Origin of the sequence: Sphingomonas sp. SFZ2018-12 (assembly GCF_022496715.1) — a bacterium.
Classification (GTDB): Bacteria; Pseudomonadota; Alphaproteobacteria; order Sphingomonadales; family Sphingomonadaceae; genus Sphingomonas.
This window is the reverse complement of sequence record NZ_WTFM01000002.1, coordinates 127,761-145,446: the sequence shown is the minus strand read 5'-3', so window position 1 is coordinate 145,446 and position 17,686 is coordinate 127,761. Positions and strand designations below refer to the sequence as shown.

The following is a 17,686-nucleotide window of genomic DNA, read 5'->3' as shown; positions in this document are numbered from 1 at the left end:
GATGGCGGCTGGCATGACCGTCGATAAGACGGCACAATCCGCACGGGCTGTACGGCAGGATGCACAATGGACGATCTCGACATCGCCGATCTGGCGGCGTTCGCACTGGTGAGCGAGCAGCGCAGCTTTCGCGGCGCGGCGGCGCTGCGCGGCGTCTCCGCCTCGACGATGAGCGCGGCGGTACGACGGCTGGAAGCGCGGCTGGGCGTGCGCCTGCTCACCCGCACCACGCGCAGCGTCGCCCCGACCGAGGCCGGGGCCGAGCTGCTGGCCGGGCTGAAGCCGGCGCTGGCGGAGGTCGCGCGGGTGATCGACGGGGTCAACCGCCATCGCGACACGCCGCGCGGATTGCTTCGCCTCAACGTGCCGGGTGTCGTCGCCGATCTGATCCTGCCATCGCTGCTGACCCGCTTTCTTGCCCGTTATCCCGACATCCGGGTCGAGGTGATCGCCGACGACAATTTCGTCGATGTGCTGGGCAGCGGCTTCGACGCGGGCGTGCGCTATGACGAGCGGCTGGAGCAGGACATGATCGCGGTGCCGATCGGGCCGCGAACCGATCGCTATATGGTTGCGGGGTCGCCCGACTATCTGGCGCGCCACGGCGTGCCGCTGCATCCGTCCGATCTCGTCCGGCATCAGGCGGTGCGCTATCGCTTCGCCAGCGGCCGCCTGTCCGAATGGGAATTCGAGCGTGACGGCCAGCTGCTCAAGGTCGAACCGGTGACGCGTTTCGTCGGATCGCGCACGCCGTTGCTCGTCGCAGCGGCGGAGGCGGGGCTGGGGCTGATCGGCACCTTTCAGGGTTATCTCCAGCCCTCGGTCGATGCCGGGCGGCTGGTGCCGGTGCTGGAGGACTGGTCGACGCCGTTTCCGGGGCCGTTTCTTTATTTCGCCGAGCGCCGGCTGATGCCGACGCCGCTCAGGGCATTTGTCGACTTTCTGCGCCGCGAGGCGGCGGGGGCATAAGAGAAGGGCCGGGGATTGCGCCCCGGCCCTTCCTGTTTGGTCCTGGATGGCCGGCATGGCCTTCGCCATGCCGTGGGTCGGAGCGGGTGGCGAGGCCACCCGTCCGCCGTCCGGCCTGACGCAGCTGGGGCTGGACGCAGCCAGCCCCGCGTCAGGCTCAGAAATCCATGCCGCCCATGCCGCCCGGCATCGCCGGCGCCGCCGACTTGTCGTCGGGCAGCTCGGCCACGGTCGCTTCCGTGGTGATGAGCAGGCCAGCGACCGACGCCGCGTTCTGCAGCGCGGTGCGCACCACCTTGGTCGGGTCGATCACGCCGGCCGCCACCAGGTTTTCATAGGTGTCGGTCGCCGCGTTGAAGCCGAACGAGGTGTCATTCTGGTCGAGCAGCTTGCCCGAGACCACCGCGCCGTCATGTCCGGCGTTCGAAGCGATCTGACGCACCAGCGCGGTCAACGACTTGCGAACGATGTCGATGCCGCGGGTCTGGTCTTCATTCTCGCCCTTCAGGCCTTCCAGCGCCTTGGTGGCATAGAGCAGCGCGGTGCCGCCGCCGGGGACGATGCCTTCCTCGACCGCCGCGCGGGTCGCGTGCAGCGCGTCGTCGACGCGATCCTTGCGCTCCTTCACCTCGACTTCGGTCGCACCGCCGACCTTGATGACGGCGACGCCGCCGGCCAGCTTGGCAAGGCGCTCCTGCAGCTTCTCGCGGTCATAGTCGCTGGTGGTGACTTCGATCTGCTGGCGGATCGCTTCGGTGCGGCCCTTGATCGCGTCCGCATCACCCGCGCCATCGACGATGGTGGTGTTGTCCTTGTCGATGGTCACGCGCTTGGCGGTGCCGAGCATGCCGAGCGTCACGTTCTCGAGCTTGATGCCCAGGTCTTCGCTGACGACTTCGCCCTTGGTCAGGACGGCGATGTCTTCCAGCATCGCCTTGCGACGATCGCCGAAGCCCGGCGCCTTGACCGCCGCGACCTTCAGGCCACCGCGCAGCTTGTTGACGACCAGCGTCGCCAGCGCTTCGCCTTCGATGTCCTCGGCGATGATCAGCAGCGGACGGCCCGACTGCACCACTGCTTCGAGGATCGGCAGCATCGCCTGCAGCGACGACAGCTTCTTCTCATGGATCAGGATGTACGGATCGGTGAGTTCGACCGCCATCTTTTCCGGGTTGGTGATGAAATAGGGCGACAGGTAGCCGCGGTCGAACTGCATGCCTTCGACGACGTCGAGCTCGAACTCGAGGCCCTTGGCTTCCTCGACGGTGATGACGCCTTCCTTGCCGACCTTTTCCATGGCTTCGGCGATCTTCTCGCCGACTTCACGGTCGCCATTGGCCGAGATGATGCCGACCTGGGCGATCTCGTTCGAGCCGGAAACGGCCTTCGAACGCGACTTCACGTCTTCGACGACCTTGGTGACGGCGATGTCGATGCCGCGCTTCAGGTCCATCGGGTTCATGCCGGCGGCGACCGACTTCATGCCTTCGCGCACGATCGCCTGGGCGAGCACGGTCGCGGTGGTAGTGCCGTCACCGGCGATGTCGTTGGTCTTCGACGCCACTTCGCGCACCATCTGTGCGCCCATATTCTCGAACTTGTCCTTGAGTTCGATTTCCTTGGCGACGGTCACGCCGTCCTTGGTGATGCGAGGCGCACCGAACGACTTGTCGATCACGACGTTGCGGCCCTTCGGGCCCAGCGTGACCTTGACCGCGTCGGCCAGGATGTCGACGCCCTTCAGAATGCGCTCACGCGCATCGCGCGAGAATTTTACGTCCTTGGCTGCCATGATGGCTACTCCTCAAAAAATCAAAGTTGCGGAAGTTGCGGGGTATGGCCCGGGTTTTCGGCTCAGCCGACGATGCCCAGGATGTCGCTTTCCTTCATGATCAGCAGGTCTTCGCCATTGACCTTGACCTCGGTGCCGGACCACTTGCCGAACAGGATGCGGTCGCCGGCCTTGACGTCGAGCGGGGTCACCTTGCCCTCTTCCGACTTGGCGCCCGAACCGGCGGCGACGACTTCGCCTTCCTGCGGCTTTTCCTTGGCGGTGTCGGGAATGATGATCCCGCCGGCGGTCTTCTCTTCCGCTTCGACGCGGCGGACGAGCACGCGATCGTGCAACGGACGAAAGTTCATGCGAACATTCCTTTCTGAATGTGAAATGCGGGTTTAGCACTCACCACCGGCGAGTGCTAACGAACGGGCATATGTGATCGCCCGCGTGAGTCGTCAAGCCGCGCCGGTGGCTATTTCGTCGGTCGGCGCGGCAAGGTTACCCGGCAGCAGGCCGAGCCGTGCGCGTGCGCGCCAACGCCAGATCAACAATAGCGCGACCGCCAGCAGACCCACTGCGAGACCCGTCCAGACGCCGACCCCTTCCCAGCCCAGGCCAAAGCCCAGCAGGATCGCGGTGCCGAACCCGGCGATCCAGTAGCCCGACGCCGCGATCAGCATCGGCACCCGCGTGTCCTGGAGCCCGCGCAGCACCCCGGCGGCGACCGCCTGTGCGCCATCGGCGAGCTGGAACATCGCCGCGATCGCCAGATACTGGACCGCCAGCGCGATGACGGTCGCGTTCGCGCGATCGCCGGTGTCGATGTAGATGCCGATGATCCACATCGGCGCCAGCCACATCGTGACGGCGGTCAGCGCCATGAAACCGATGCCGAGCGCATAGGCGGCCAGTCCCGCGCGGGCGATCCAGCGCGCATCGCCCGCGCCATAGCCCATGCCCACCCGGATCGTCGCCGCCTGGGCGACGCCGAACGGAACCTGGAAAGCGAAGGCGGCGATGTTGAGCGCGATGGCGTGCGCCGCGACCTCCGCCACGCCGAACAGCCCCATCAGGAAGGCCGCGCCGCCGAACAACGCGCCTTCAAATGTCATCGTCAGCGCGATCGGCAGGCCCAGTCTGACGAGTTCCGCCAGTCGCGACCATTCGCTGCGCCACCACCGCCCGAACAGGCGATAGCGCCGCAATCGGGGATCGGCCGTCAGGATGACGGCATAAGCGAGCATCATCGCGATCGTGGTGATCACGCTGGCGAGCGCCGATCCCTCCAGTCCGAGCGCCGGAAAACCGAGATTGCCGAAGACGAGCGTCCAGTTCGCGAACAGGCTGATCACCAGGCCGAGCATCGCGACGACCATCACCCAGCCCTGGCGCCCCAGCGCCGACGCGGTGATCCGCATCACGCCCGCCGCGGTCGACGGGATGAGCGCGACGAGCAGAATGTCCAGGAACGCGCCCGAACGCCGCGCCACCGCCGGGTCCTGTCCCAGCGCGAGCAGGATGGATTCGCCGAACAGCATCAGCGCGATCATCGGCAGCGCAGCGAGCACCGTCAGCCACAATCCCATCCGGAAGCTGCGCCGCACCTCGCGCACCGCATGGCGGCGCGCGCCGAGTTCGGCGGCGATGATCGGCGCGACCGCGCTGGTCAGTCCGGCAAGTGCAAACGCGATCGTGCCATAGAAATAGACGCCGAGCGTCGCGGCGGCGAATTCGACGGTGCCCAATCGCGCGACAAAGATCACATCGACCGCATAGACCGCAACCTGAAGCAGATTGGCCGCGACCAGCGGCGACGCGAGCCGCAGCAGCGCGGCGAATTCGGCGCGCTGGCTGGCCGGCGGTGCCCCGGTCGGCAAGGTGAGGCTGGCGGCGTGCATGGCCGGCGCGGCGTGACCGAAAGGCGCGCCAAAAGCAACCGATCGCATCAGACACCCCAACGGGCGTATTGCCCCCATATCACACAAGCCGCTATCAGGGGCGGCGAGCACGCGGTTGGGCGGCGCAGGAGATCGAAGACGTGAAATTGGTTCGGGGCGCCTGGAAACTGCTGGTCGGGATCAAGGACGGGCTTGTCCTGTTGTTCATGCTGCTGTTTTTCGGGCTGCTGTTCGCGGCATTGTCGGCCCGCCCCAACCCCGCGGCAATCACCGACGGCGCGCTGGTGATGGACCTGAGCGGTACCGTCGTCGAACAGCCCGACGAGGTCGACCCCTTTGCCGCGCTGGGCGGCGGCGAAGTGCTGACCCAGCACCGGCTGCGCGATCTGGTCCGTGCACTCGACAAGGCGAAGGACGATGGCCGGGTCAAGGCGGTCGTCCTCGACCTCGACCGTTTTCTCGGCGGTTATCCCGCCACGGTCGGCACGCTGGGCGAGGCGATCGGCCGGGTGCGCGCCAGCGGCAAGCCCGTGCTCGCCTTTGCGACCGCCTATTCGGACTCCAGCTATGCGCTCGCCGCGCATGCGAGCGAAATCTGGGTCGATCCATTCGGCGGCGCGCTGTTTGCCGGGCCGGGCGGGTCGCGCCTCTATTACAAGGGGCTGCTCGACCGGCTGGGCGTCAACGCCCATGTCTACCGCGTCGGCACCTACAAGTCGGCGGTCGAGCCCTACGTGCTGAACGAAGCGTCGCCGGCGGCGAAGCAAGCCGACACCGCGCTGTACGGCGCGCTGTTCGGCCAGTGGGTCGAGATGGTGAAGAAGGCCCGGCCGAAGGCCGACCTGGCGCGCTATGTCGCGCAGCCCGACACTGCCGTGCTCGCTGCCGACGGCGATATCGCCAAGGCCAATCTGGCCGCCGGGATCGTCGACCAGCTCGGCGATCGGCTGGCGTTCGGCAAGCGCGTCGCGGCGATCGCGGGCGCATCGACGAAGAAGGGCGCGCTGCCCGGCAGCTATCGCGAGATCCGGCTGAAGAACTGGATCGCCGCCAATCCGGCGCCGACCACGGGCGATGCGATCGGCGTCATCACCATTGCCGGCGAAATCGTCGGGGGCGAGAGCGGGCAGGGCACGGCCGGCGGCGACACCGTCAGCCAGCTGCTGCTCAAGGGGCTCGCCGAAAAGAAGCTCAAGGCATTGGTCGTGCGCGTCGATTCGCCCGGCGGATCGGTGCTCGCGTCCGAACAGATGCGCCAGGCGATCCTGGAGGCCAAGCGTCGCGGCTTGCCGGTCGTCGTGTCGATGGGCGGGCTGGCGGCGAGCGGCGGCTATTGGGTGTCGACGCCCGGCGACGTGATCTTTGCCGAACCCAACACGATCACCGGATCGATCGGGATTTTCGGCGTGCTGCCGACCTTTGAAGGGACGCTCGCCAAGATCGGCGTCAATGCCGACGGCGTGCAGACGACGCCGCTCACCGGCCAGCCCGACGTGCTCGACGGGACCAACGCGACGATCGATCGCATCCTGCAATCCTCGATCGAGCAGGGCTATCGCCGGTTCGTCGGCCTGGTCGCGCAGTCGCGCAAGCTGCCGGTCGAGCGGGTCGATGAAATCGGCCAGGGCCGGGTATGGGATGGCGGCACCGCACGCCAGTTGAAGCTGGTCGACCGCTTCGGCGGCATCGACGACGCGATCGCCGAGGCCGCCCGCCGCGCCAAGCTGGACCCGGCCAAGGTCCACGCGCTCTATCTGGAAAAGGAACCCGGCTGGGAGGCGCAGTTCGCCGAACTGCTCGCCCGCGACGACGACGAGAAGACCGACGAGACCGAAACCGACCTGATGTCGCGGCTGGCCGCCGAACGCCGCGCGGTGTTCGCGCGCGCGCTCGGCGACATGCGCGGCCTGCTCAACGCGCGCGGCGCGGTGCAGGCGCGCTGCCTGGAATGCGCGGCGCTGGCGCCTGCGGTTCCGCGTGCCGAGGACCGGGCGCTGGCGCGCATGATCATCGAAAAGGGCCTGTAATGCTCGACATTCGCGTCGCGACGCCCGCCGATGCCGCGGCGATCGCGGGCATCTACGCCCCGTTCGTGCTGGGCGGACATGTGTCGTTCGAAACCCAGCCGCCCGATGCCGACACGATGCGCCAGCGCATGACGGTGAGCGAGGGCTTCTATCCGTGGCTGGTCGTGACCCATGGCGACGGCGCGGAAAGCAATATCGTGGGCTATGCCTTTGCCTGCCGGTTCCGCGACCGTCCGGCCTATCGCTACATCGTCGAGACGTCGATCTACGTGCTCGGCGACCATCAGAGGCGCGGGGCGGGCCGCATCCTGTTCGACGCGCTGATCGACACGCTGCGCGCGCAGGGCTTTACCCAGGCGGTGGCGGTGCTGTCGCTGCCCAATGATTCGGCGATCACGCTGCACGAATCGGTCGGCTATCGCCGCGCGGGCGTGATCCGCGAAATCGGCTTCAAGCTGGGCCAGTGGATCGATGTCGGCTTCTGGCAGCGCGAACTGAACGACGCGACGATTCCGCCGGTCGAGCCACGGCCGTTTCGCGAGGTCGGGCTGGTCCGCGCCTGATCGACTGGCGTAGGAGAGACGCCGTGCCTCGCGCCCGTCTTATGAGTCACCGCCTGTGTACCGCCGCTGCATGTGTCGGTGCCTTCGGCATCGCCAGCCCGGCCCTGGCGGACGACGACGGCCAGCTGTGGACCACGGTGCTGGCTCAGGGGCCGGTGCGCGGCGACCTGTTTCTGTGGCTGGAGGCTCAGGGGCGGCTGACCGATGATTTTGGCGGCGGCAGCCAGATCATCGTGCGCCCCGGCATCGGCGCCCGGATCGCGCCCGATGCCCATGCGATCGCCGGCTATACCTATATCCGCACCGATCCCGAGGGCGGACGGGTGAGCAACGAGCACCGGTTGTGGCAGCAGATCCAGTTCGCGGCGTTGCGCGGCGCGGACGGATCGGTGCGGCTGTTGTCGCGCAGCCGGCTGGAACAGCGGATGCGGGAAGGCGCGGATCGCACGGGATGGCGGTTTCGCCAGCTAATCCGCGGCCAGATCCCGCTGGCAGCCGGCCGTTCGACCTTTGCGGTCGTGCAGGCGGAGGGCTTCGTCAATCTGAACGCGACCGATTGGGGCGTGCGCGACGGCATCGACCAGCTGCGCGGCTTTGCCGGCGTCAACTTCCCGCTGTCGCCGCGCCTGCGGGTTGAGCCGGGCTATCTCGTCCAGCACGTGTTCCGGCCCGGGCGCGACCGGACCAACCATGTCATCAGCGCGACGTTGCTCGTTCGGCTGTGATCAGCGCTTGCCGCGATAGGCGGGCAGGCGCAGGCGATAGCGGATCGCCGCACCACGCAGGGCGAACCCCGCCAGTGCGGCGACCGGCGCGGCCAGCGCCCCCGGCGCGCCGAGCGCGCTCAGCCCGACGAACAACGCGGACGCAAGCGCGGCGGCGGTCACATAGAGCTCGGGGCGCATCAGGATCGACGGCTGGCCGGCCAGCACGTCGCGGATGATCCCGCCGACGCATGCAGTGATGACCCCCATCAGCATCGCGGGAACCGGCGGTACCCCCATGCCCAGCGATTTCGCTGCGCCGAAGACCGCATAGGCGGCAAGGCCGAAGGCATCGAGCCAGTCGAGCACCTGGCCCGCCCACCAGCGTTCGGGCGTCACCCAGATGAGCAGCGCGACGCCCAGGCAGATCGCGGCAATCGCCGGATCCTGCACCCAGAACACCGGCGCACCGATCAACAGGTCGCGCACCGTGCCGCCGCCGACCCCGGTGACGAGGGCAAAGAAGCTGGCGGTGACCAGGGTCTGCCCCTGGCGCGCGGCGGCCAGCGCGCCGGTGGCGGCGAACATCGCGATCCCAAAGGCGTCGAGCCAGGGCAGGAAGGGCGCGATGGGCAGCTCGGTCGGGGTCATCGCCAGGGCTCTAGCCCGTTTCGCGCAACGCCGAAACGGACGTGCATCGCGTCAACCGTCGATTTACCGGGCGGGCGTATCCGCAACGCATGGCCGCTGACGGGGACTTCCGGTTTCGTCGCAACGGGCGATCGCCGTTGGCGGGCATCGCGCTCGTCGCATCGCTGGGCGCGATCGCATTGACTGCGGCGACCCGCGCGCCGTGGTTCCTCTATTTGCCGATGGTGGCCGCCGCGGCCGAGGCGCTGCGCATGCTGATCGTCAACCCGGTGACGGGGATCGACATCGACGCGGCCGGGCTGGCCCTGATCGACCGCCGAAGCCGGGAGACGATCCGGCTGGCGACAATCGACCATGTGGCGTTGACCCGCTGGACCGACGGCGTCGACGTCACGCTGGTGCTGCGCGATGCGCGCCGGATCGCGGTGTCGAGCCGCCTGCTGCCCGAAAGCGCGGTGCTGCGCCGCGAGCTCGAACGCCGCGGCGTGCCGGTCAGGGCGGACTGATCGGGCGCGGCGCCGCGCGCCGCCGCCGGAACATCAGCGCCGTGCCGAGCAGCGATCCGGCCAACCCCAGCGCGGCAAAACCGATCAGCAGCGGATGGCTCGAATTTTCGCGCCCCTGCAGGTCCATGATGTGCAGGCCCCACATCAGGTCGAACCAGCGCCACTGCGCGCTGCGGACCGCCAGCACCTCGCCGCTGTCCGCGTCGACATAGACATGGATGCCGTCGGCGAAGCGCACCCGCCATGCCGGCCGGGCGCGGCGAAGTTCGAGCGGCGCATCGCTGGCGGCAAAGCGCGTCACGTCCCGGACCAGCGCGGGTGCGCGCAGCGCCGCGATCGCGATCGCGCGCGCGTCGTCGCCAGCGACCCGTTGCAGGACTGTGCCGGTGCGCGGATCGACGGTGCGGAGCCGCCCGTCGGCAAAGCGCATGATCCAGACCGGCCGCCGATCGGCGCGCATGACTAGGTCGACCCGGGACACGTCGCCGCCATTCATCCGCGGCGCGATCGGGCGCAGATCGGCGGGAAGCGCGGGCGGACCGCGGCGCAGATGCGCGCCGCGGACCTCGTCGATCGTTCGCGCGACCATAAACAGTCCGGTCGCGGTCCACAGGATCAGCGGAACGCCCGTCAGCCAGCCGAGCCGGACCAGCGCGCGAGTTGCCGCATGCTCGACCCCCCCCGGCCCGTCCGCCGAGATCAGATGTGGATCGGCTTGCCCGTCACCGCCATCGCCGCTTCCTTCAGCGCCTCCGGATGGGTCGGGTGGGCGTGACACGTGAGCGCGATGTCCTCGGCGGTCGCGCCGAATTCCATCGCCTGGGTCGCCTGGGCGATCATCGTGCCGGCAACGCTGGTGATGATCCACACGCCCAGCACCTTGTCGGTGGCGGCGTCGGCGATCACCTTCACGAAACCGTCGGGCTCGTGATTGGTCTTGGCGCGGCTGTTGCCCGCCATCGGGAACTTGCCGACCTTGATCTCGCCGCGCTCGCGCGCCGCTTCCTCGGTCAGGCCGACGCCTGCGATTTCGGGCATGGTATAGACGACCGAGGGAATGAGGTCGTGGTTCACGATGCCGTGCAGCCCGGCGATGTTCTCGGCGACCGCGATCCCCTCATCCTCCGCCTTGTGCGCAAGCATCGGGCCGGGCACGACATCGCCGATCGCCCAGATGCCGTCGACGGCGGTCTTGAAATGGTGATCGACCTCGACCTGGCCGCGCGCGTTGACGCTCAGCCCGGCCCTCTCGAGCGCCAGGCCATCCGTGTTCGGACGGCGGCCGATCGACACGAGGACATTGTCGGCGGTCAGCGTTTCCGCCGCGCCACCGGCAGCGGGCTCGACGGTCACGGTCGCCTTGCCGTCGTTCACCTCGACCCCGGTCACCTTGGTGCCGGTCTTGAACTCGATGCCCTGTTTCTTGAACAGCTTGAGCGATTCCTTGCGCACGTCGCCGTCGAAGCCGGGCAGGATCTGGTCGAGATATTCGACGACCGTCACCCTGGCACCCAGCCGCTTCCACACGCTGCCCAGCTCGAGCCCGATCACGCCGCCGCCGATGACGACCAGATGTTCGGGCACCTTGGGCAATTCGAGCGCGCCGGTCGAATCGACCACGACCTGCTGGTCGACGGTGACGCCGGGCAGCGGGGTGACGCTGGACCCGGTGGCGATGACGATGTGCTTCGCCGTTACCGTCTGGTCGGCCACCTTCACCGTGTGCGCATCCTCGAATGCGGCGCGGCCCTTGAGCCAGGTGACCTTGTTCTTCTTGAACAGAAATTCGATGCCGCCGGTCAGGCCCTTGACCGCCTCCAGCCGCTGCGCATGCATCGCGTCGAGGTCGAGGCTGACCTTGTCGAACTTCACCCCCAGCTTGGCGAGCTTGCCGCCCGCCGCTTCCTCGAACAGCTCGGAAGCGTGGAGCAGCGCCTTCGACGGAATGCAGCCGACATTCAGGCAGGTGCCGCCCAGCGTCTCCCGCGATTCCGCGCACGCGGTCCTGAGGCCCAGCTGCGCCGCCCGGATCGCCGCGACATAACCGCCGGGGCCTGAGCCGATTACCAGGACGTCATAGTCATACTCAGCCATTTTCAGCTCCATTCGTCGCCCGGAACATGGGGACGGCGCGGGACGATTACAGGTCGATCAGCAGACGGGTCGGATCCTCGATCGCGTTCTTCAGCGCGACCAGGAACGTCACGGCTTCGCGGCCGTCGATCAGGCGATGGTCATAGCTGAGCGCGAGATACATCATCGGGCGCACCACCACCTGGCCGTCGCGGACCACTGGGCGGTCCTCGATGCGGTGGAGGCCCAGCACGGCGCTCTGCGGCGGGTTGATGATCGGGGTCGACATCAGCGATCCGAAGACCCCGCCGTTGGAGATGGTGAAGGTGCCGCCCTTCATCTCCTCCATCTTGAGCGTGCCGTCCTTGGCGCGCTTGCCGAAGTCGCCGATCGTGCGCTCGACCTCGGCGACCGACATCCGGTCGGCATTGCGGATCACCGGCACGACCAGGCCCTGCGGCGCACTGACCGCGACCGAGATGTCGGCATAGTCGTGATAGACGATCTCTTCGCCGTCGATCCGTGCGTTGACGGCGGGAATGTCCTTGAGCGCCTGGCACGCCGCCTTCACGAAAAAGCCCATGAAGCCGAGCCGCACGCCGTGTTTCTTCTCGAACAGATCCTTGTAGCGGCTGCGCGCCTCCATGACCGCGGTCATGTCGACATCGTTGAAGGTGGTGAGCAGCGCGGCGGTGTCCTGCGCATCCTTCAGTCGCTTGGCGACGGTCTGGCGCAGCCGCGTCATGCGCACGCGCTCCTCGCGGCGGTCGCCGGCAGCGGCGGGTGCCGGCGCGGGCGACGGGCTGGGCGCGGGGGCGGGTGCGTCCGCCTTGCCCGACGCGGCGGCAACCACGTCTTCCTTGGTGATCCGGCCGTCCTTGCCGGTGCCCTTCACCGTCGCGGGGTCGACGCCGAATTCGAGCACCGCGCGGCGCACCGACGGTGACAGCGCGGCGGCTTCGACGTCGGGGGCGGGTTGCGCGGGCGCCTGCTGCGCCGGGGCGGCGGGGGCTGGGGTCGGCGTCGGGGCTGGCGCAGGCGCAGGCGCCGCTGCCGGAGCCTGGGTCGCCGCCGCGCCGTCGCCGGCATCGACCATCGCGATCACCGCGCCGACCTGAACCGTATCGCCGGGCTGGACGAGCTGCTGGCCCATCACGCCGGCGACGGGGGCGGGCACCTCGACCGACACTTTGTCGGTCTCCAGGCTGGCGATCGGTTCATCGGCCTTTACCGCCTCGCCCGGCCGCTTCAGCCATTCGCCCAGCGTCGCTTCGGTGATCGATTCGCCCAGCACGGGCACTTTGACTTCGGTTGCCATCTCTTCAGGCCCTTCTTCTCATCTCGTCGCCCCGGCGCAGGCCGGGGCCGCTATCCATTTCGCGCATCGCTGCCAGCGGCCCCGGCCTGCGCGACGACATCGGACTTATCCCTTGCGGGTTCGGCGAATTTCCTCGCGCACATTGTGTCCCAGCGCGTCGGCGATCAGCGCGCCCTGTTCAGCGGTGTGCCGCTTCATCAACCCGGTCGCGGGCGACGCCGCGGGACCCCGGCCGGCATAGCGCGGGCGCATCGGTGCCCTGCCCGCATCGGCCAGCGCCTGCTCGATGAACGGCTCGACGAAGAACCAGTAGCCGTTGTTCTTCGGCTCTTCCTGCGCCCAGACGACTTCCTCGAGCCCCGTCATCCGCTTCAGCCGCACGGTCAGCGGCTCGCCGGGGAAGGGATAGAGCTGTTCGATCCGCACGATCGCCGTGTTCTTGTCGCCCGCGGCATCGCGCGCCTCGATCAGGTCATAGGCGACCTTGCCGCTGCACAGCACCAGCCGCTTGACGTCGGTGTCCGCAGGCGGGGTGGGATCGGACAGGATGCGCATGAAATGCGATTCGCCCAGGAAATCGTCGACCCGCGACACCGCCATCTTGTGCCGCAGCAGCGATTTCGGCGTCATCACCACCAAAGGCTTGCGGAAGTTGCGGTGCATCTGGCGGCGCAGCAGGTGGAAATAATTCGCCGGCGTCGTGCAGTTCGCGACCTGCATATTGTCCTGCGCACACAGCTGCAGAAAGCGTTCGGGCCGTGCCGAAGAATGTTCGGGCCCCTGGCCTTCATAGCCGTGCGGCAGCAGCATCACGAGGCCGTTGGCGCGCAGCCACTTGGCTTCGCCGGCCGCGATGAACTGGTCGATCATGATCTGCGCGCCATTGGCGAAATCGCCGAACTGCGCTTCCCAAAGCACCAGCGTCTTGGGGTCGGCTAGCGCATAGCCATATTCGAAGCCGAGCACGCCATATTCGCTCAAGGGGCTGTCGAGCACCTCGAACCGGCCATGCGGGATTTCGTTGAGCGGCACGAACTTGTGCTCGTCGCCCTGGTCGACCCAGACGGCATGACGGTGGCTGAAGGTGCCGCGCCCCGAATCCTGGCCCGATAGGCGGACGCCATAGCCCTCCGACAGCAGCGACCCGAACGCCAGCGCCTCGCCGGTCGCCCAGTCGAAGCCGCTGCCGCTGGCGAACATCTCCTTCTTGGCATCCAGCACGCGGCCCAGCGTCTTGTGGATCGCCAGCCCCTCGGGCACCTGCGTGAGCGTGCGGCCGAGCGAATCGAGCAACTTGCGGTCGATGCCCGTCGGCACGCTGCGCCGCGCGGTTTCGGGGTCGGCGGGAACGTGCAGCCCCGACCAGCGCCCGGCGAACCAGTCGACCTTGTTGGGCTTGTAGCTCTTGGCGCTTTCGAACTCGCCTTCGAGCAGCGCGGTGAACTGGTCGACCTTGGCGGCGGCGAAATCGGCCGCGATCACGCCCTGTTCGACCAAGCGCCTGCCATAGACTTCGCTGACCGGCGGATGCTGCTTGATCCGGGCGTACATCAGCGGCTGGGTAAAGCTCGGCTCGTCGCCCTCATTATGGCCGAAGCGCCGGTAGCACCACATGTCGATGACGATGTCGCGCTTGAACTTCTGGCGGAACTCGATCGCCATCTTGCAGGCGAAGGTGACCGCTTCGGGGTCGTCACCATTGACGTGGAAGATCGGTGCCTGCACCCCCTTCGCCACGTCCGACGGATAGGGCGACGAGCGCGCGAATTGCGGGCTGGTGGTGAAGCCGATCTGGTTGTTAATGACGAAATGGATGCAGCCGCCGGTATTGTACCCGCGGATGCCCGAAAAACCGAGGCACTCCCACACGATCCCCTGGCCCGCGAACGCCGCGTCGCCATGGATCAGCACCGGCAGCACCTGCTCATGCTCTTCCAGGTCGTCGCGGAAGGTCTGGAGCGCGCGCACCTTGCCGAGCACCACGGGATCGACGGCCTCGAGGTGGCTGGGATTGGCGACCAGCGACATGTGGACGCTGACCCCGTCAAACTCGCGGTCGGTGGAGGTGCCGAGGTGATATTTCACGTCGCCCGACCCGCCGACATCGTCGGGATTGGCCGATCCGCCCGAAAATTCGTGGAAGATCACGCGATACGGCTTGGCCATCACGTTCGCGAGCATGTTGAGCCGGCCGCGATGCGCCATGCCGTACACGATCTCGCGTACGCCCATCGCGCCGCCATATTTGATGATCGATTCCATTGCCGGGATCATCGCTTCGCCGCCGTCGAGGCCGAAGCGCTTGGTGCCGACATATTTCTTGCCGAGGAATTTCTCCCACTGCTCGGCCTCGATCACCTTGGACAGGATCGCCTTCTTGCCCTCGGGCGTGAACTCGATCGCCTTGTCCTTGCCCTCCATGCGCTCCTGGAGGAAGCGGCGCTCCTCGACATCGGCGATGTGCATATATTCCAGGCCGACATTGCCGCAGTAATTGCGGCGCAGCACATCGACCAGTTCGCGCACCGTCGCGGTCTCAAGGCCAAGCGCACCGCCCAGATAGATCGGCCGATCGATCTCGCTGTCGGGAAAGCCGTGATATTCGGTCTTCAGATCCTCGGGCATCTCGTGCTTGGCGAGACCGAGCGGATCGAGATTGGCGGCGAGGTGCCCGCGCACGCGATAGGTGCGGATCAGCATCATCGCACGGATCGAATCGCCGGCCGCGCGCGCGACCTCGTCCGCCGATGGCTTGGGGGCAGAGGCGGTGGGCGCGGGGGCGGCGCCGCTCTTGGCGGGCTTGGCCGCCGGTTCCATCTGGGTCGGGTCGAGGGCTGCGGTCAGCGCGTCGGTATCGGCGAGCGGCCAGCCCTTTCGCTGCCAGCTCGGGCCTTGCATCGCGCCTTCGAGCCCGTCGAACCACGCCTGCCAGCCGGGTTCGACCGAGCCCGGGTCCTGGCGATACTTCGCGTAGAGCGATTCGATGAATGCCGGACTCACCCCGGCGGCCGCGTCGAAATCCTGGCCTTCGTAACCCATGGTCCCATCCTCGCTCCCCTCTCCCCTTGTGGGAGAGGGTTGCGCAGACTTGGCAGCTTGCTGCCTAGTCGAAGCTGGGTGAGGGGGCGGATACCGGGCGCTGCGCCCGGCCAATCTCCCTCATCCAACTCCGCCTAGGTGCCTTGCGGCACCAAGGCTGCGTATCCTTCTCCCCTCAAGGGAGAAGGAAAACTCCTTACCCCTTCAACACCTCGACCAGCGTTTCGCCCAACAGGCTCGGGCTGGGCGATACGCGGATGCCGGCTTCTTCCATCGCCGCGATCTTGTCTTCCGCACCGCCCTGACCGCCCGAGACGATTGCGCCGGCATGGCCCATGCGGCGTCCCGGCGGCGCGGTGCGGCCGGCGATAAAGCCGACCATCGGCTTCTTGCGCCCGCGTTTCGCTTCGTCTTTCAGGAACTGCGCGGCTTCCTCTTCGGCCGATCCGCCGATCTCGCCGATCATGATGATGCTTGTCGTCGCGTCATCGGCCAGGAACAGCTCGAGCACGTCGATGAAGTTGGTGCCGTTGACCGGATCGCCGCCGATTCCGACCGCGGTGGTCTGGCCGAGGCCCGCATTGGTCGTCTGGAACACGGCTTCATAGGTGAGCGTGCCCGAACGCGACACGACGCCGACCGAGCCCTTGGAGAAAATGCTGCCCGGCATGATGCCGATCTTGCACTCGCCGGGCGTCAGCACGCCGGGGCAGTTGGGGCCGATCAGCCGCGACTTGCTGCCCGACAGCGCGCGCTTGACCTTGACCATGTCGAGCACCGGAATGCCCTCGGTAATGCACACGATCAGCGGCACTTCGGCGTCGATCGCCTCCAGGATCGAATCGGCGGCGAACGGCGGCGGCACGTAGATGACGGATGCGGTCGCGCCGGTCTTCTCGACCGCTTCGGCGACGGTGTCGAAATTGGGCAGGCCCAGCTCCTCATGCACCGTGCCGCCCTTGCCCGGCGTTACCCCCCCGACCATCTGCGTGCCGTAATCCAGCGCCGCCTTGGTATGGAAAGTCCCGGTCTTGCCGGTCATCCCCTGGGTGATGACCTTGGTATTCTTGTCGACGAGGATGCTCATTCGGTCTCTCTTTCGTCGTCCCGGCGAAGGCCGGGACCGCTATCCATCTGGCGGCGCAAGGGCATCAAGCGGTCCCGGCCTCCGCCGGGACGACGCGCTTCACACCAGCGACCCGTCGATCGCCTTGCACGCAACCAGCAATTCCTTGACCGCGTCGACGCTGACCTGGAGGTTGGCCTTGGCCTCATCCGACAGGTTGATCTCGATGATCTTCTCGACGCCGCCCGCGCCGATGACGATCGGCACGCCGACATAGAGGTCGTCGACGCCATACTGGCCGGTCAGGTGCGCGGCACCCGGCAACACGCGCTTCTGGTCGAACAGATAGCTTTCAGCCATCGCGATGCCGCTGGTCGCAGGGGCGTAGAAGGCCGAGCCGGTCTTGAGCAGCGCGACGATCTCGCCGCCGCCAGAACGGGTGCGCTGCACGATCGCGTCGATGCGCTCCTTCGTCGAAAAGCCCATCGCGATCAGGTCGCTGACCGGGATGCCGCTGACGGTCGAATATTCGAGCACCGGCACCATCGTGTCGCCATGGCCGCCCAGCACGAAGCTGTTCACGTCCTTGACCGACACCTTGAACTCGTCCGCCAGGAAATGGCTGAAGCGCGCCGAATCGAGCACACCCGCCATGCCGACCACCTTCTGGTGAGGCAGACCGGAAAACTCGCGCAGCGCCCACACCATCGCGTCGAGCGGATTGGTGATGCAGATGACAAAGGCGTCGGGGGCGTTGGCGGCGATCCCTTCGCCGACCGCCTTCATCACCTTCAAATTGATGCCGAGCAGGTCGTCGCGGCTCATCCCCGGCTTGCGGGCGACGCCAGCGGTGACGATGATCACGTCGGCGCCGGCGATGTCCTTATAGTCATTGGTGCCGATGATCGTCGCGTCGAAGCCCTCGACCGGGCCGCACTGGCTCAGGTCCAGCGCCTTGCCCTGCGGCACGCCCTCGACCACGTCGAAAAGCACGATGTCGCCGAGCCCCTTGAGCGCGGCGAGATGCGCGAGCGTGCCCCCGATATTGCCAGCGCCGATCAACGCGATCTTCTTGCGAGCCATACAACCTCC

General features: G+C 67.4%; 15 protein-coding genes. 5 read left to right on the top strand and 10 right to left on the bottom strand.

The window, feature by feature from the left end:
* Window positions 1-66 precede the first annotated feature (66 nt).
* A complete protein-coding gene (locus tag GO308_RS09615) occupies window positions 67-969 on the top strand; it encodes a LysR family transcriptional regulator (protein WP_066673248.1) in 903 nt (300 codons plus the stop codon).
* Between the two features lie 157 nt (window positions 970-1,126).
* Here the strand turns inward: GO308_RS09615 and groL are convergent, their stop codons facing one another.
* From groL to GO308_RS09600, 3 genes are all read right to left on the bottom strand, one after another.
* Entirely contained in the window at window positions 1,127-2,761 is a 1,635-nt protein-coding gene (gene groL / locus GO308_RS09610) for a chaperonin GroEL (RefSeq protein ID WP_066483655.1), read from the bottom strand.
* A 62-nt stretch (window positions 2,762-2,823) separates the two neighbouring features.
* The gene (gene groES, locus GO308_RS09605) at window positions 2,824-3,111 is read right to left on the bottom strand and encodes a co-chaperone GroES (RefSeq protein WP_066483657.1); all 288 of its coding nucleotides are present in this window, start codon (window positions 3,109-3,111) and stop codon (window positions 2,824-2,826) included.
* Between the two features lie 93 nt (window positions 3,112-3,204).
* Entirely contained in the window at window positions 3,205-4,647 is a 1,443-nt protein-coding gene (locus GO308_RS09600; RefSeq protein WP_240885301.1) for an MATE family efflux transporter, read from the bottom strand.
* Window positions 4,648-4,787: 140 nt separating this feature from the next.
* Here GO308_RS09600 and sppA point away from each other — a divergent pair, with 140 nt between their 5' ends.
* The 3 genes from sppA to GO308_RS09585 are packed head-to-tail and all read left to right on the top strand — an operon-like array spanning window position 4,788 to window position 7,962.
* On the top strand, window positions 4,788-6,674 hold the full coding sequence (gene sppA, locus GO308_RS09595; protein WP_066483661.1) for a signal peptide peptidase SppA: 1,887 nt from the start codon (window positions 4,788-4,790) through the stop codon (window positions 6,672-6,674).
* Window positions 6,674-7,237: a GNAT family N-acetyltransferase gene (locus tag GO308_RS09590; RefSeq protein WP_240885300.1), complete on the top strand. Its 564-nt coding sequence runs from the start codon at window positions 6,674-6,676 to the stop codon at window positions 7,235-7,237. The genes sppA and GO308_RS09590 overlap by 1 nt, the downstream gene beginning before the upstream one ends.
* A gap of 41 nt (window positions 7,238-7,278) precedes the next feature.
* Window positions 7,279-7,962: a DUF2490 domain-containing protein gene (locus GO308_RS09585; RefSeq protein WP_240885299.1), complete on the top strand. Its 684-nt coding sequence runs from the start codon at window positions 7,279-7,281 to the stop codon at window positions 7,960-7,962.
* Here the strand turns inward: GO308_RS09585 and GO308_RS09580 are convergent, their stop codons facing one another.
* Window positions 7,963-8,592, bottom strand: a complete 630-nt coding sequence (locus GO308_RS09580) for a trimeric intracellular cation channel family protein (protein ID WP_066483666.1) — start codon at window positions 8,590-8,592, stop codon at window positions 7,963-7,965.
* A gap of 89 nt (window positions 8,593-8,681) precedes the next feature.
* On the opposite strand from GO308_RS09580, the gene GO308_RS09575 reads away from it, so the two are divergent.
* Entirely contained in the window at window positions 8,682-9,098 is a 417-nt protein-coding gene (locus tag GO308_RS09575; protein WP_240885298.1) for a hypothetical protein, read from the top strand.
* Here the strand turns inward: GO308_RS09575 and GO308_RS09570 are convergent.
* From GO308_RS09570 to mdh, 6 genes are all read right to left on the bottom strand, one after another.
* A complete protein-coding gene (locus GO308_RS09570) occupies window positions 9,085-9,687 on the bottom strand; it encodes a PepSY domain-containing protein (RefSeq protein WP_082731828.1) in 603 nt (200 codons plus the stop codon). The genes GO308_RS09575 and GO308_RS09570 overlap by 14 nt on opposite strands.
* Before the next feature lie 110 nt (window positions 9,688-9,797).
* Window positions 9,798-11,192: a dihydrolipoyl dehydrogenase gene (gene lpdA / locus GO308_RS09565; protein WP_240885297.1), complete on the bottom strand. Its 1,395-nt coding sequence runs from the start codon at window positions 11,190-11,192 to the stop codon at window positions 9,798-9,800.
* A gap of 46 nt (window positions 11,193-11,238) precedes the next feature.
* Window positions 11,239-12,489: a 2-oxoglutarate dehydrogenase complex dihydrolipoyllysine-residue succinyltransferase gene (gene odhB / locus GO308_RS09560; protein WP_240885296.1), complete on the bottom strand. Its 1,251-nt coding sequence runs from the start codon at window positions 12,487-12,489 to the stop codon at window positions 11,239-11,241.
* Window positions 12,490-12,594: 105 nt separating this feature from the next.
* On the bottom strand, window positions 12,595-15,528 hold the full coding sequence (locus GO308_RS09555; protein ID WP_240885295.1) for a 2-oxoglutarate dehydrogenase E1 component: 2,934 nt from the start codon (window positions 15,526-15,528) through the stop codon (window positions 12,595-12,597).
* A gap of 196 nt (window positions 15,529-15,724) precedes the next feature.
* The gene (sucD, locus tag GO308_RS09550) at window positions 15,725-16,615 is read right to left on the bottom strand and encodes a succinate--CoA ligase subunit alpha (RefSeq protein WP_066483055.1); all 891 of its coding nucleotides are present in this window, start codon (window positions 16,613-16,615) and stop codon (window positions 15,725-15,727) included.
* 99 nt (window positions 16,616-16,714) lie between these two features.
* Window positions 16,715-17,677 (bottom strand): malate dehydrogenase, encoded by a 963-nt coding sequence (gene mdh / locus GO308_RS09545; RefSeq protein WP_066547905.1) that lies wholly within the window; start codon window positions 17,675-17,677, stop codon window positions 16,715-16,717.
* Between the last annotated feature and the right edge of the window lie 9 nt (window positions 17,678-17,686).

What these genes read in the sequence shown, in the direction of transcription:
- odhB (WP_240885296.1), bottom strand. Translation starts at nt 12,489, where the DNA reads ATGGCAACCGAAGTCAAAGTGCCCGTGCTGGGCGAATCGATCACCGAA.
- GO308_RS09570 (WP_082731828.1), bottom strand. Translation starts at nt 9,687, where the DNA reads ATGGTCGCGCGAACGATCGACGAGGTCCGCGGCGCGCATCTGCGCCGC.
- GO308_RS09555 (WP_240885295.1), bottom strand. Translation starts at nt 15,528, where the DNA reads ATGGGTTACGAAGGCCAGGATTTCGACGCGGCCGCCGGGGTGAGTCCG.
- lpdA (WP_240885297.1), bottom strand. Translation starts at nt 11,192, where the DNA reads ATGGCTGAGTATGACTATGACGTCCTGGTAATCGGCTCAGGCCCCGGC.
- groL (WP_066483655.1), bottom strand. Translation starts at nt 2,761, where the DNA reads ATGGCAGCCAAGGACGTAAAATTCTCGCGCGATGCGCGTGAGCGCATT.
- GO308_RS09575 (WP_240885298.1), top strand. Translation starts at nt 8,682, where the DNA reads ATGGCCGCTGACGGGGACTTCCGGTTTCGTCGCAACGGGCGATCGCCG.
- GO308_RS09600 (WP_240885301.1), bottom strand. Translation starts at nt 4,647, where the DNA reads ATGCACGCCGCCAGCCTCACCTTGCCGACCGGGGCACCGCCGGCCAGC.
- mdh (WP_066547905.1), bottom strand. Translation starts at nt 17,677, where the DNA reads ATGGCTCGCAAGAAGATCGCGTTGATCGGCGCTGGCAATATCGGGGGC.
- GO308_RS09590 (WP_240885300.1), top strand. Translation starts at nt 6,674, where the DNA reads ATGCTCGACATTCGCGTCGCGACGCCCGCCGATGCCGCGGCGATCGCG.
- GO308_RS09585 (WP_240885299.1), top strand. Translation starts at nt 7,279, where the DNA reads ATGAGTCACCGCCTGTGTACCGCCGCTGCATGTGTCGGTGCCTTCGGC.
- sucD (WP_066483055.1), bottom strand. Translation starts at nt 16,615, where the DNA reads ATGAGCATCCTCGTCGACAAGAATACCAAGGTCATCACCCAGGGGATG.
- groES (WP_066483657.1), bottom strand. Translation starts at nt 3,111, where the DNA reads ATGAACTTTCGTCCGTTGCACGATCGCGTGCTCGTCCGCCGCGTCGAA.
- GO308_RS09615 (WP_066673248.1), top strand. Translation starts at nt 67, where the DNA reads ATGGACGATCTCGACATCGCCGATCTGGCGGCGTTCGCACTGGTGAGC.
- GO308_RS09580 (WP_066483666.1), bottom strand. Translation starts at nt 8,592, where the DNA reads ATGACCCCGACCGAGCTGCCCATCGCGCCCTTCCTGCCCTGGCTCGAC.